Here is a 403-nt window from a genome sequence, read left to right on the forward strand (position 1 = left end):
GGCAGTGCCGGGGCCGGTGCGGCGGGTGCCGGGGCTGGGCGTCGTCGTGAAGGACGCCGCGCTCGCGCGGCAGGTGCTGCTCGATGGCGATGGCTTCTCGAAGCAGGGCAAGGGGGCCTCGAGCGACCTGTGGACGCCGGTGCTCGGTGCCCGCGTGCTGGTGAACATGCACGGCGAGGACCACCGGGCGCTGCGGCGCCGGCTCGCGCCGATCTTCTCGCCCTCGTTCGTCGAGCCGCTCGTGCAGCAGAGCCTCGGGCCCGGGGCCGCAGCGGTCGAGCGGCGGCTGCTCGCGGGGGAGCGCGTCGACCTGGCCGCCCATGCGCGGCGGTCGGCGAGCGCCGCCATCGCGCTGCTGGTCGGGCTCGAGCGCGAGGCCGTCGACGACCGGCTCTTCCGGCAG

The 403-nt window shown here is 76.7% G+C and carries 1 protein-coding gene; it reads left to right on the forward strand.

From position 1 onward, the window contains the following. On the forward strand, positions 1-403 hold a 403-nt coding region (locus J1M64_RS18620), incomplete at both ends, for a hypothetical protein (RefSeq protein WP_206475166.1).

It is taken from the genome of Dietzia sp. KRD202, assembly GCF_017168155.1.
In the GTDB taxonomy this organism is placed as follows: Bacteria; Actinomycetota; Actinomycetes; order Mycobacteriales; family Mycobacteriaceae; genus Dietzia; species Dietzia kunjamensis.